Origin of the sequence: Brevundimonas sp. Bb-A, from assembly GCF_009394735.1 — a bacterium.
Lineage (GTDB): Bacteria > Pseudomonadota > Alphaproteobacteria > Caulobacterales > Caulobacteraceae > Brevundimonas > Brevundimonas aurantiaca.
Genome location: NZ_CP045456.1, coordinates 1,150,758 through 1,163,762, shown reverse-complemented (window position 1 = coordinate 1,163,762; position 13,005 = coordinate 1,150,758). Strand labels below are relative to the sequence as shown.

Here is a 13,005-nt window from a genome sequence, read left to right as displayed (position 1 = left end):
TTCTCGACGCCGGCTCCGGCGGGCGATGGGCGGTTCGGTGTCGGCCCGTGTCGGCGGGGCGGAGATTTGTGTCCGACTGTGTCGGCCGCCTTTTCGCCATCAGCCGGGCGGACAGAGACGACCGACCCGCCACGCTGAACCCGCCCCATGACCGCCGCCCCGCCCGTGCTTCTGGTCGTCGACGACGACCGCGATATCCGCACCCTTCTGGCCGATCATCTGGAGCAGCACGGCTTTCGCACCTTAAAGGCGGCCGACGGCCGGGCGGCCAAGGCGGCGCTGGAGGCCGGGCCGGTCGATCTGGTGGTGCTGGACCTCAATCTGCCGGACGAGGACGGCCTAAGCCTGTGCCGCGCCATCCGGGCGACGTCGCGGACCCCGGTCATCATGCTGACGGCGCGGGGCGATCCGATCGACCGGATCGTGGGGCTGGAGATGGGGGCCGACGACTATATGGCCAAGCCGTTCGAGCCGCGCGAACTGGTGGCGCGCATCCGCACCGTCCTGCGCCGCGCGCGCGCGGAGTCCGAGCCGGTCCAGGGGCGCTGCGCCCAGTTCGCCGGCTGGTCCCTGGACGTGGCCGCCCGCGCCCTGACGGCGCCGGACGGGCGGGTGGCGCCCTTGTCTGGGGCCGATTTCGACCTGCTTCACGCCTTGGTCCGAAACGGCGGGCGGCCCCTGTCGCGCGAGCGCATCCGCGCCCTGTCCACCGTCGCCGACGCCGACGACCGGGCGGTCGATCTGAGGGTCAGCCGCCTGCGCCAGAAGCTGGGCGACGACGCCAAGAACCCGGTCCTGATCCGCACGGTGCGCAGCCTGGGCTATATGTTGTCGGGGCCGGTGACGTGGCGCGCCTGAACCTTTGGATGCGGCGAGGCCTGGGCGGCGCCGTCGACGGATCGACGGTCCGGCTGTTCGCCCTGGTCCTGGTCGGGGCCTTGGCGGCGGCGGCGGTGACCTTTCTGGCGCTTCAGCTGGGCCGCCATCACTGGCTGAAACAGGCCCATGACTTCACCACGGCCGAGCGGATCGGCGACCTGGCCCAGGCCGACGACGATCCGGCCGCCGCCGTGGCCGTGGCCCTGACGCCGGCCGAGGGACAGCGGCGCGGGCCGCCCGACCCCGCCCTGACCCAGGCGGTGGCCCAGGCCCTGGCCCGGCGCGGCGTGACCGGGGTCAAGGTGCGGGCCTATGAGGCGGCCAAGGCCGCCTGCGGCGCCCAGGCGGACGCGGCCCTGCGCTGTCGCATCCTGACCCTGGACCCCCAGGACGGGACGGCCGTGGCCCCGGTGGCGGTCAGCCTGCCGCCCGCCCCGCGCCCGTGGAATCTGGGGCGGGACAGCGCCCTGCTGCTGGCCGTGGGTCTGGCGACGGTGGCGGCGACGGCCTGGCTGGCGTCACGCCGGGCGGCGGCGCCCCTGGCGCGGCTGTCGGCCGGGGCCGAGGCCCTGGGCCGCGACCTGGACGGCCCGCCCCTGGCGGTGGAGGGGACGCGCGAGGTGCGCCAGGCGGCCCTGGCGTTGAACGCCATGCAGACCCGGCTTCAGGCCCTGATCGCCGAGCGGGCCCGCGTCCTGGCCGCCGTGGCCCACGATCTTCAGACGCCCCTGACCCGGCTGAGGCTGCGGGTCGAAAAGGTGGCGGACGAGACCCTGCGCGCCCAGCTGATCGCGGATCTGGCGGCCATGCAGCATCTGGTCCGCGAGGGGCTGGACCTGGCGCGGCTGGAGACCCGGATCGAGCCGGTCGTCCCGGTCGATCTGGACGCCCTGCTGTCGGCCCTGTGCGAGGATGCGGCCGAGGCGGGACAGCCGGTCGTCTTCGTTAAGGGCTGCGGGGCGGTGCGGCCGACCCGGCCCCTGGCTCTGAGGCGGTGCCTGACCAATCTGATCGACAACGCCGTGCGCCACGGCGGCGATGCGGCGGTCCGGGCCGAGGTCGAGGGCGAGACGGTGCGTCTGATCGTCCGCGACCACGGGCCGGGCGTGCCCGAGGACCGGCTGGAGGCCCTGTTCGAGCCCTTCTACCGGCTGGATCCCTCGCGGTCGCGCGACAGCGGCGGCTCGGGCCTGGGCCTGACCATCGCCCGCCGCATGGCCGAGATCGCCGGCGGCCGCCTGACCCTGGCCAATGCGCCGGAGGGCGGGCTGGAGGCGACGGTGACCTTCGCGCCGGACGAAGAACGGGGCTGATCGACAGGTGTCGGCCAACCCTTGAGTTCCCATATTGGAAACTTCTCCTTGTTTCCAGATTGGAAACATGCGATACGAACCCATGAACGTGATCGCGAAATCAGCCCTGGTGAAGTTCTGGGAGGCCCAGCCGAAGGGCAAGCCCCAGGATACGGCGAAGGCGGCGATGATCGAGTGGCACACTGCCGCCTCGGACGCCGACTGGAGCAACTTCGCAGAGCTGAAGGCCACCTTCAGCAGCGCCGACTATGTGGTGGACGGCAAGATCGTCTTCGACGTGGGCGGCAACAAATACCGGATCGTCGGTCTGGTGGGGTTTCGGGCCAAGAGGATTTTCATCCTCTTCGTCGGGACTCACGCTGAATACGACAAGATCGATGTGGCGAAACTATAGGATTGGAGAGAGCGACGATGACGATGGACATAAGCACGATCCGCACCCTGGCTGACGAGGCCGAATACCAAGCGGCGCTGAAGGCGGTGCGGCCCTATTTCGAGAACGAACCTGCTGAAGGCTCCGAGGCGGCCGCCCATTACGACGCCCTGGTCCTGCTGATCGAGGACTATGAGCGCCGGCACTATCCAATCCCACGGGCCGAGCCGGTCGATGTGCTGAAGTTCGTCATGCAGGCGAACAACTATACGCAGTCAGATCTGACCGAGATCCTCGGCTCCAAGGCGCGCGCCTCCGAGCTGCTGAACGGCAAGCGGGAGATCAACCTCGATCAAATCCGAAAGATCAGCCGGGCTTGGCGGATTCCGGCCGGATCGCTTGTCGGCGACTTAGCCGCCTAACACGGTCAAGGGCGCCCATGTCCTCCACGCCAGGAACACAACTAGAAGCGACATCGGTCCTCCTCACCACCAGATCGCCCAGCTGCATCCGAACGCCCGGTTCGCAGCCTCTAAAGGCTTAAAGCCCTTTTCAGGAGACGCCCGTGCCCCTTTTCCTTCGCCTTCGTCGCGGCCGTCTCGCGGCCTCCGTCCTGGCCCTGGCTCTGGCCCCCGTCCTGGCGGCGGGCCCCCTCGCAGCCCAGGATCGGGCGCCGGACGTGGCCCGAATGGACCAGATCGTCCGGGCCTCCAGCGAGGCCGACGCCTTTTCCGGCGCCGTCCTGGTCGCGCGCGACGGGGAGATCCTGCTGGACCGGGGCTATGGTCTGGCGAACCGGGAATGGGGCGTCCCCAATGACGGCGACGTCAAATTCCGCCTGGGCTCGCTGAGCAAACAGTTCACGGCCGTCGCCGTCCTGCTGTTGAGCGAACAGGGCAAGGTCGATCTGGACGCCCCGATCAAGACCTGGCTGCCCGACGCCCCGGCCGCCTGGGACGCCGTCACCCCGCGCCGGCTTTTGAGCCACACCGCCGGCCTGCCCAACTTCACCACCTTTGCCGACTATGAGGCGCTGAAGACCCGGCCGGCCACGACGGCCCAGCTGATCGCCCGGTTCAGCGGGCGGCCCCTGGACTTCGCGCCGGGCGAAGGCTTCGCCTATTCCAACTCGGGCTATATCCTGCTGAGCGCGGTGATCGAAGCGGCCAGCGGTCAGACCTACGCCGACTTCATTCAACAGGCGCTGTTCACCCCGCTCGGCATGGCCGACAGCGGCTATGACCGGCACGACCGCATCCTGCCTCGACGCGCCTCGGGCTATACGAAGGAGGCGTCCGGCGTGGTCAACGCCGACTATGTGGACATGAGCATCCCCCTGGGCGCGGGCGCCCTGTACTCGACCACCCACGACCTCTTGAAATGGGAACAGGCCCTGTTCGGGGGCCGGGTCCTGAAGCCCCAGTCCCTGGCCGCCCTGACCACCCCGGTCAGGAACGGCTACGCCCTGGGTTTGGCCGCGACGCCGGACCGGAAGCTGGTCTGGCACAATGGGGCGATCGAGGGGTTCAACACCTATATGGCCTATGCGCCGGACGACCGGATCGCCGTCATCGTCCTGGCCAATCTGAACGGCCAGGCGCCCGACAAGCTGGGGCCGGACCTGATGACCCTGGCGCGCGGCGGGACCGTGACCCTGGCCTCGGAACGCCGCGTCGTGACCCTGCCGGCCGAGGCCCTGGCCGCCTATGTCGGGGTCTATTCCCTGTCGCCGACCTTCGCCCTGACGATCACCGCCGCAGAGGGCGGGCTGAAGGTCCAGGCCACCGGCCAGCCCGCCTTCGAGCTGAAGGCGCAAGGGGACGACGCCTTCTTCCTGACCGAGGTGGACGCCCAGATCACCTTCACCCGCGACGCCGAAGGCCGGGTCGACGGCCTGGTCCTGCACCAGGGCGGCCGCGACATGCCGGCGAAGCGGCAGTAGGCGCAAATAGAAAACGCCCGCCGGAGGGACCGGCGGGCGTTTTCAGGATCAGCACGGAGCGGCCGTTCAGGCGGCGACGCTGTTTCCGGCCTCGGCCGGGTCGCGCAGGACGTAGCCGCGGCCCCAGACGGTTTCGATATAGTGTTTGCCGTCGGCGGCGGTGGCCAGCTTCTTGCGCAGCTTGCAGATGAAGACGTCGATGATCTTCAGCTCGGGCTCGTCCATGCCGCCGTACAGGTGGTTCAGGAACATTTCCTTGGTCAGGGTCGTGCCCTTGCGGAGCGAGAGCAGCTCCAGCATCTGATATTCCTTGCCGGTCAGGTGGACGCGGTGACCGTTCACCTCCACCGTCTTGGCGTCCAGGTTCACGGCGATCTCGCCGGTGTGGATGATGGCCTGGGCGTGGCCCTTGGAGCGACGGACCACGGCGTGGGTGCGCGCGATCAGCTCGTCCTTGTGGAAGGGCTTGGTCAGATAGTCGTCGGCGCCGCCGCCGAAGGTCTTGACCTTGGTTTCGATCTCATGCGTGCCCGACAGGATCATGACCGGGGTGTTGATCTTGCCGACGCGCAGCTGACGCAGCACCTCAAGGCCGCTCATGTCCGGCAGGTTCAGGTCAAGCAGAATGAGGTCGTAGTCATAGATCTTGCCCAGATCGATGCCTTCTTCGCCCAGGTCGGTCGTATAGACATTGAAGCCTTCCGACTTCAGCATCAGCTCGATGCTCTGGGCGGTGGCGTGATCGTCTTCAATCAACAGGACGCGCATTCGTGCCCCTCCAGGCAAAAGCTTTGCGGTAATCACCCTGGCGCACGACCGGGTAACCTTGTTCGCAGGTTAAGACCCGAAAACCTTAAGAAGGGTTAACGGCGAGCTATGAGTCGTTCCTAAGCTGATTTGCGAATCGGCGTCGAGAGTCCCGAGTCAATGATTCGAAAATAATTAACCATGATGCGGACCGGACTCAGCCTGCGGCTCCCCGCGCAGAGCCGGTCGGAACGCGGATCCGCCCTGACGCAACCTCAAGTCCAATCCGGCGCCACGTCCGATTCTGACGCGGAGTAGGACGATATTCCTATCATGACGCCGCGCCCGCCTAGGATGGGGCGTCGAGGTTCGTGAACGGGAGTGAGGCATGGTTGAGGCATACAGGGCGCCGGTTCGGGAGGCGGACCGGTGCAAGGCGGGGCTGGCCCTGCATCTGGTGGCGGCGCGGACCGGGGCCAGCCCGGACCGGATGACGGCGGGACGGCGGATCGATCCGCTCAACGCCCGGTCGCGCTGGCTGGCCATGTATCTGGCCCACATCGCCTTCGGCTGGACGCTGGAGCGGGTCGGCCACGTCTTCGGGGTCAACCGCAGCACGGTGGGGGCGGCCTGCCGCTGGGTGGAGGACGAGCGCGACCGCCGGGCTGTGGACGAACTGCTGTCGCAGTTGGAGGCCTGTCTGACCACGGTCTACAGCGCGCCCCGCTGGGAGGCCGTGCAATGAGCCGGACGGTGGAGCGGGCGCGCTGTCTGCTAGCCCGGCCCGGCGCCTGGCTGGGCGCCGAACAGGGGGTCTATGCGCTGCGTCTGGGGCCGGACCGGCGGGGACGGATCAGCCTGACCCTGAGCGAGCCGGAGTTCCGCGCCCTGATCGAACGGCCGGGACTGAGGCGGCGGCCGCAGGGCGGATGGACCGTGCGCGCCGGGAGCGAGGCGGCCCCCGGCAAGGCCGAAACCCCGCCGCCCGGCCGCCCCGGCTTCATCGCGGGCGAGCGGGAGTTGATCGGGGCGGACGGGCGAATGGTCCGCCACGCCGCCAATCTGGGCGAAAGCCCGATCGCCTGGCTGGCGCGGCGCAAGGATGCGGCGGGCCGACCCTGGCTGAGCCCCGCCGAGGTCGCCGCCGGCGAACGGCTGAGGCGGGAGGTCGAACAGGCCGGCGCCGGCCCGGCCCTGACCATGGGCTGGGACGCCCTGCCCCGCGCCGGGTCGGGCGGAACGATGCAGGTCGAACCCGGCGACCGCGCCCTGTCGGCCGGACGACGGGTGGAGGCGGCCCTGTCCGCCGTCGGCCCGCGCCTAAGGCCGATGCTGACGCGGATCTGCGTCCACGGCGACAGTCTGAAACTGGCCGAGACCGGTCTGGGCCTGCGCCGCCGCCAGGGCAAGACGGTGCTGAAACAGGCGCTGGCCGCCCTGGCCGATCACTACGGCATCGGCTGAGGTCAGAGGTATTTCATCCAGGGCCGGTCGCTGGCGCGCTTGATCCGGGCGAACCAGCGGCAGGCGAACCAGCAGGGGACGGCGACCACGGCGGCCAGGGCCCACAGGGCGGCGACGCCCTGCACGCTGAAGCCTTGGCCTTGATTGGGACCGAACATGGCCAGGGCCGCCAGATTCAGCAGATGCAGGCCGTAGAGGTGGATCAGATAGAAGAACAGCGGCGCCCCCCCGAAGACCGCCAACAGACCGATCAGACGGTCCGAGGCCCGCTCCAGTCCCGCCAGGATCAGGGCCCCCAAGCCCAGGGTCAGCAGCAGAAAGTCGGCCGAGGGCGGATATTTGGTGACGTTCAGCACGCTCATCGCCGTCCGCAGCGGCGTGTCCTGCACGCTCCAGGGCGTCGGGTCGCCGTACAGATTGATAGACCTGAGCAGGGCGAACAGGGCCAGGGCGCCCAGGCCGGTGACGACCAGACGCCGCAGCCGCGCCCCCTGGGGCCCGACGAACCACGGCCCGATCGCATAGCCCAGGGCCGCCACCCCGATCCACGGCAGCAGGGGATAGGAGGTGCGAACCTGTCCGCCCCAGGGCAGGTCCATCAGGCTGCGGTCGTGCAGCACGGCCCACAGCACATGGGCCGGACCTTCGGCGAAGGCGATCGGGTCCAAGAGATTGTGGCCCAGGGCCAGGACCAGGCCGACGGCGATCAGCCAGGGGCGCGGTAGATGAGCCAGGCCCGCCAGGGCGATCATCGACAGCCCGATGACCCAGATCACCTGGAGATAGAGGATCGGCGGCGTCAGGGAGAAGCCCCAGGCGAAGTTGACCAGGGTCAGCTCCAGCACCACCAGGAACAGGCCCCGCTTCAGCAGAAAGGCCGAGGCCGCCCCGGCGGCGGACCCTCCGCTGACCTCGGCCGTCTTGTTTCCGTAGAGCCAGGCGCCCAGGCCCGTCAAAGCGACGAAGATCGGGGCGCACAGATGGGCCGACAGACGGGTGAAGAACAGGGCCGGATCGGTCGCCTGGACATTCATCGGGTCCGGGACCTGGGCGTGGAAATAGAAGAACTCGCGCGTGTGATCGACCAGCATCAGCAGGATGACCAGACCGCGCAGGGCGTCGATCGAACGAATGCGCGCGGCCGGGCGGACGGCCGGAACGGCGAGGGCGGAAACGGGAAGGGCGGCGGTTGACAGCATGAGGCGCGAACGGATAGCCGCTACAGTATAACGTTTCAACGGAGTTCGTCCTTGCCCCTCCTTTCGAGCTGCGCCGGCCTGTGTCTTATTGCCGCCGCAACCGCCGCGACCCCAGTCCTGGTCCCCGTTGATGCGGCTCAGGCCGAGCCCCACGCCCTGGGCGAGATCGTGGTCCTGGGCCGCCGGGGTTCGCCGCACGACCATACGCTGGGCGTCGGGGCGATCACGGAGCGGATGTCGCCGTCCAGCCGTTCCATCGAAAGCGACCTGCTGCGCGCCGTGGGCGCCACCCGCCTGTCCGACGCCCTGGAGCTGGTCAGCGGGATCAGCCAGCAGAACAATCGCGGCGGGGTGATGGACAATTTCGCCATCCGCGGCTTCCTGGGCACGCCCGACGGCGGGGCGGAATATTATGTGGACGGCTTCCTGGCGAACCGGGGCATGGCGCCGCCGCGCGACCCGGCCACGGCCGAGCGGATCGAGGTGCTGAAGGGGCCGGCCGGCGCCCTGTTCGGCGACATCGACCCGGCCGGCCGGATCAACATCGTCTCCAAGACCCCGCGTTTCACACCCGACGCCGTCTTCACCGGCACGGTCGGCTCCTTCGGCCTGAGGCGGGGGGAGTTGGACGTGACCGGCCCGATCTCCGAGACCCTGGCTGGGCGGCTGGTCCTGGCCGGCGAGACCAGCAACGGTTGGCGCGACCATGTCGGCCTGGACCGGACGGCGGTCGCCCCCTCCCTGACCTGGCGGCCCAATGAGGATCTGCGCCTGACCTATGTGGGCGAGCTCACCGTCTTTTCGACCCTGTTCGACCGGGGCATGCCCGCGATCAACGGCGACGCCCTGGCCCTGCCGGAATCCAACTACTACGGCGAGCCCGGCGACGGCCGGACCCGGTTCCGCAACGCGCGGCACCAGATCACCGGCGAATACCGCCTCAACGACGGCTGGAGCCTGAACGGAGGGGTCGCCTGGCGGGGCGGCTCGCTGAAGGGCCTGTCCAGCGACCAGTCCCGCCTGGTCGGCGATGCGCTGTGGCGCCAGCGCCGGGGCCGGGACTTCTCGGTCGAGGACCTGTCGGCGCGGCTGGAGCTGAACGGGGAGGTCCAGACCGGCCTGGGCGTCCACACCCTGGGCCTCGGCGTGAAAGCCTATCGGCTGACCTATGGCGAGAAGTGGCTGCGCATCAATCCGACGGCGGCCAGTCCCTATCCGATCTCGGTCTTCAACCCCGTCTATGGGGCGGTCGTCCCGCCGACGCCCCTGCCCTTCACCGACAATCTGGAGACGCGGGACGTCGTCACCCTGTACGCCCAGGACCTGTGGGAGGTGAACGACCGCCTCAGCCTGGTCGCGGGCCTTCGCTGGGACGACTACAGCCAGACCATCCGCAACAACCGCACCGGCGCCGTGGGCGAGACCAAGGACAGCCCGCTCGATTACCGGTTCGCCGCCCGTTATCGCCTGACCGACGGCCTGACCGCCCACGCCAGCTATGGCCGGTCCTTCGTGCTGAACTCGGGCACGGGGCGGACCGGGTCCGGCTTCGCCCCGGAAGAGGGCAAGGGCTATGAGATCGGCCTGTCCGGCGCCTGGCAGGGGATCGACCTGGCGGCCACCCTGTTCGATATCGAAAAGGCGAACATACTGACCACCGATCCCGTCGACCCCAACTATCTGGCGCCGGTCGGCAAGCTGACCTCGCGGGGAATCGAGCTGGACGGGTCGGTCCGGCTGGGCGAGGCGTGGCAGGTGGTGGCCAACTACGGCTGGACCGACGCCAAGGCCGACGACGACGCCTTCCCCACCGACCGGGTGCTGAACGTGCCCGAACATTCGGGCTCCCTGTTCGTGGTCGGCCGTTTCCCCACCCCGCACGGCACGGACTGGTCGATGACGGCGGGCGCCGCCTATGTCGGCGACCGGGCCGGCGGCCTTGCGCTCGGCGCGCCCGAACTGCCGGCCTATTGGAAGGCCAAGGCGGCGGTGGACTATGGCCTGACGCCCCAGGTCACGGCGCGGGTCGAGGTCGATAATCTGTTCGACGAACGCTACGCCGCCAGCTCCTACAGCGCCCTGTGGATCTTTCCCGGCGCGCCGCGCAGCGTGCGGGCTTCGCTGCGGATCGCCCTTTGACCTGCGCCTTGCCGCATCGAACGGTTGGCGCGCGAGCGGCGGTCCGATAACACCGGACAGGGATGGGGAGACCGAGATGGGCCTTGGGCGGCGGATCAGAGCATGGCTGGGCGCCAAAGGCGACGTCCAGGGCGGCGCAAGGCGCTCAGCCAAGGCGCGGCGGATCCGGACCCTGCCCGACCGGCGGGTGATGGCCGAAAGCTATGTGCCCGCCCTGTCGGCCCTGGGCGGGCGCATCCTGTGGGTCGGGTGCCGGGAATATACGCTGGACGACTACGCCGCCCTGGAGGCGGGCGGGGGCGAGGTCTGGACCACCGACATCGACCCCGGCGCCGCTCGCTGGGGCCGGGCGGGCCGCCACCGGACCGGAGACGTCTGTCAGGCCGACGCCCTGTTCGCCGACCTGACCTTCGATACGGTGGTGTGCAACGGGGTGCTGGGCTACGGCGTGGATCATCCCGAACAGCAGCGTCAGGCCCTGGCGGCCCTGGCGGCGGTGCTGCGGCCCGGCGGGCGGCTGCTGCTGGGATGGAACACCGACAAGGTCGAGGATCCGCTGGGGGCGGGCCTGATCGACCAGGCGTTCGAACCGGCGCCCCTGGGCGATCGGCCGCCCCGCGTGACCTTCGAGGCGGTCACCCACGTCTATGACAGTCTGATCCGAAAGGGCTGAGCGGCCCCTCCCCTCAAGCCCGGCCGAGCGGCGGCAGGCCCAGACGCGGCAGGCTGAAGCGCGGGCGCGGCGGCGCCTCCGCCCGCCGTCGGCGCGCCTGTTCGGTCCAGGCTTCGCGCAGCCGATCCAGCTGGGCCGCCCGCGCCTCGGGGACGTGGACCTCGGCCACGAAGGTTTGGCCGGACCGGGCCAGGGCCAGCCGTGTCTCCGGGTCCGTGATCAGCCGCTCCAGGGCGGCGGCGAGGGGGTCGGGTCCGTCTACCTCGACATAGAGGGCGTGGTCGCCACTGGCTTCGCGCAGACCCCCGCGACCGGAGGAGACCAGGGCGCAGCCTGCGGCGTGGGCCTCCAGAGCGGTCAGGCCCAGGGCCTCGCGCACCCGCGACGGGGTCGCCGCGATCGCCGCCCGCCGCGTGACCGCCCGCACCGCCTCCAGCGGGGCCGACTTCAGGATTTCGACCCGGTCGCCGAACCGGTCCAGCAGGCCCAGATAGGGATCGGCCCAGGCCTGGTGCCGCTCCCAGTCGCCCAGAACCAGGGCCCCGCGCCAGTCGGGATGGGCGTCAAGGGTCCGGGCCAGGGCGATGCAGAACAGGTCCAGCCCCTTGTCCGCCATGGCCCGGCCGCAGAACAGGATCAGCTTCTCCTTGTCGGCGGGATCGGCGCGCCAGGCCTCGACCGCAATGGGGTTGCACACCACGCTGACCCGGTCGGCCAGGGCCGGATAGTCGGCCGCGAACTCCTGCCCCGCCGCCTCGCTGACGAAGACCAGCCGGTCGAACCGCGCCAGCCGACGTCCGTAGCGCCAGGCGTCCAGCGGATGGCGGGGCGGCTTGATCCGGGTGTGGCGGTAAAGGACGTAGGTCGCCGGCGGCCCCTCGGCGGCCAGGTCCGAGGCCGACTTCAGCTGCTGGTGATATTCGACCACATCCGGCTGGAGGGTCTCCAACAGGGCCTTGATCCGCCGGTTTCGCGCCCGCCCGCCCAGGCCGGGAGGCACCGTCAGAAGCCGGGGATCGGGGGCGGTCGCCTGGTCCGCGTCGCAGATCAGGGTCACGGCCGACTGGGACCGGGCGTGGGCCGCCAGGGTCCGCACCACCGTCTCCATCGAATTGGCCCGGTCGGGGCGGAAGCCGCAACCGCGCGGCAGGACGACGGCGACACGCATGGTCAACTCTGAGACGCGGAGGGCGGAGAAAAGAGGGCCGGATAGACGTCCACGCCGGTCCGGCGCGAACCGTTCAGCCCCAGGGCGCGGCGCAGCTTGTACTGCGTCTTCAGCCAGGGCTCGGCGCGGTCGCGGCGCACCGACTTGAGGTCGAGGAAACTGACGCCGCCCGCGCCCGACAGGGTGTGCAGCCCGTCGGAAAAGCCCGCCGCCAGATCGCCCGGTTCGAACCGCCGCACCACCGTGGCGGCGAAGTTCTGGGGCGTCAGGACGTCGATCCGCAAGAGGTTGACCGCCGCCCCATAGGCGGGGGCGCAGTCCTGGACCGGCAGATGCAGGGCGCCGTCATGGACGAAGGCCGAGCCGCCCGGCCGCGAGGTCTGAAAGCCGCTCATCACCGGGCGACCGGCGTGAGGCGTCCAGGGCCCGGTCAGCCGCTCGGCCCAGGCCAGATGCAGTTCGCGCATGGCCCGGTCGTCCGGTCCCGGCAGGGCGTGGAACATCCACCATCGGCCGTCGTGGCGCACCACCGTCGCATCAATGGCCGGCGACGCGCCCAGCCGCGCCACCGCCTCCCAGTCATCGGGAAAACGACGGCAGCGATAAAGGATCAGGCCGCCGCTCTTATAGGCTTCGGGCAGCATATAGAGCTCGCCCCCGTCCTCGATCAGGGTCGGATAGGACAGGTGCCAGGGCTCGGCCAAGGCCACCCCCTGCCCGACCAGCCGGTCGTCGGCGTCATATTGGCAATAGTGGATATCGCCCCGCCGGACCCGATAGTCGAAGGCCTCGACAAAGACCGTCAGAACCCCGTCGCGTTCCAGGCCGAAGGGGTCGGCGTAAAAGGCGTGGGGGCCGCGGTCGGGCAGCCAGACGATCTCGTCGGGGCGAGGGGGCCGTTCCATGACCTCGGTCAGGGGACGCCTCAGATATCCGGACCGCCAGATGTCGAACATTCGGAACTGAAATCCTGGCCCGACGCGCGACGGCCGATGGGGAAGAGGGTGACCGACCAGCCGGGCGGACTTGATTGCAAGCCGGCCCATGACGCCGTTAAGCCGCGCTTGTGTCAACTAAGCGACATTACTCTAAAAGCGTGGCGCACTAT

General features: G+C 69.7%; 13 protein-coding genes. 9 read left to right on the top strand and 4 right to left on the bottom strand.

The features are described 5' to 3' along the window. The first annotated feature begins 147 nt into the window (after positions 1–147). The 5 genes from BSP_RS05780 (at position 148) to BSP_RS05760 (ending at position 4,507) form a co-directional block, all read left to right on the top strand. Positions 148–858: a response regulator gene (locus tag BSP_RS05780; protein WP_152949609.1), complete on the top strand. Its 711-nt coding sequence runs from the start codon at positions 148–150 to the stop codon at positions 856–858. Further along, on the top strand, positions 846–2,192 hold the full coding sequence (locus BSP_RS05775) for an ATP-binding protein (RefSeq protein WP_152949608.1): 1,347 nt from the start codon (positions 846–848) through the stop codon (positions 2,190–2,192). Before BSP_RS05780 ends, BSP_RS05775 begins: the two co-directional genes overlap by 13 nt. Before the next feature lie 82 nt (positions 2,193–2,274). Continuing rightward, on the top strand, positions 2,275–2,586 hold the full coding sequence (locus tag BSP_RS05770; RefSeq protein WP_152949607.1) for a type II toxin-antitoxin system HigB family toxin: 312 nt from the start codon (positions 2,275–2,277) through the stop codon (positions 2,584–2,586). Between the two features lie 17 nt (positions 2,587–2,603). Continuing rightward, positions 2,604–2,987, top strand: coding sequence for a type II toxin-antitoxin system HigA family antitoxin (locus tag BSP_RS05765; protein WP_152949606.1), 384 nt, complete (start codon positions 2,604–2,606; stop codon positions 2,985–2,987). 143 nt (positions 2,988–3,130) lie between these two features. Next, a complete protein-coding gene (locus BSP_RS05760) occupies positions 3,131–4,507 on the top strand; it encodes a serine hydrolase (protein ID WP_201464092.1) in 1,377 nt (458 codons plus the stop codon). Positions 4,508–4,573: 66 nt separating this feature from the next. Here the strand turns inward: BSP_RS05760 and ctrA are convergent, their stop codons facing one another. Next, positions 4,574–5,275, bottom strand: coding sequence for a response regulator transcription factor CtrA (gene ctrA, locus BSP_RS05755; protein ID WP_054764860.1), 702 nt, complete (start codon positions 5,273–5,275; stop codon positions 4,574–4,576). Between the two features lie 367 nt (positions 5,276–5,642). Between ctrA and BSP_RS05750 the strand changes: the two genes are divergently transcribed. Beyond that, complete coding sequence (locus BSP_RS05750; protein WP_152949605.1) at positions 5,643–5,999, top strand: chromosomal replication initiator DnaA; 357 nt, start codon at positions 5,643–5,645, stop codon at positions 5,997–5,999. Then, the gene (locus BSP_RS05745) at positions 5,996–6,718 is read left to right on the top strand and encodes a DUF6456 domain-containing protein (protein WP_152949604.1); all 723 of its coding nucleotides are present in this window, start codon (positions 5,996–5,998) and stop codon (positions 6,716–6,718) included. Before BSP_RS05750 ends, BSP_RS05745 begins: the two co-directional genes overlap by 4 nt. Positions 6,719–6,720: 2 nt before the next feature. On the opposite strand, the gene BSP_RS05740 is transcribed toward BSP_RS05745, so the two are convergent. Then, positions 6,721–7,917 (bottom strand): DUF1624 domain-containing protein, encoded by a 1,197-nt coding sequence (locus BSP_RS05740; RefSeq protein ID WP_152949603.1) that lies wholly within the window; start codon positions 7,915–7,917, stop codon positions 6,721–6,723. 51 nt (positions 7,918–7,968) lie between these two features. Here BSP_RS05740 and BSP_RS05735 point away from each other — a divergent pair, with 51 nt between their 5' ends. Together BSP_RS05735 and BSP_RS05730 are read left to right on the top strand one after the other, a co-directional pair. Continuing rightward, positions 7,969–10,056: a TonB-dependent siderophore receptor gene (locus BSP_RS05735; protein WP_152949602.1), complete on the top strand. Its 2,088-nt coding sequence runs from the start codon at positions 7,969–7,971 to the stop codon at positions 10,054–10,056. A 76-nt stretch (positions 10,057–10,132) separates the two neighbouring features. Continuing rightward, complete coding sequence (locus BSP_RS05730; RefSeq protein WP_082382613.1) at positions 10,133–10,729, top strand: methyltransferase domain-containing protein; 597 nt, start codon at positions 10,133–10,135, stop codon at positions 10,727–10,729. Between the two features lie 13 nt (positions 10,730–10,742). On the opposite strand, the gene BSP_RS05725 is transcribed toward BSP_RS05730, so the two are convergent. Together BSP_RS05725 and BSP_RS05720 are read right to left on the bottom strand one after the other, a co-directional pair. Beyond that, positions 10,743–11,897 carry a glycosyltransferase family 4 protein gene (locus BSP_RS05725; protein WP_152949601.1) on the bottom strand — a complete coding sequence of 385 codons (1,155 nt, stop codon included), beginning with the start codon at positions 11,895–11,897 and terminating at the stop codon, positions 10,743–10,745. A 2-nt stretch (positions 11,898–11,899) separates the two neighbouring features. Then, complete coding sequence (locus BSP_RS05720; RefSeq protein ID WP_152949600.1) at positions 11,900–12,853, bottom strand: hypothetical protein; 954 nt, start codon at positions 12,851–12,853, stop codon at positions 11,900–11,902. Between the last annotated feature and the right edge of the window lie 152 nt (positions 12,854–13,005).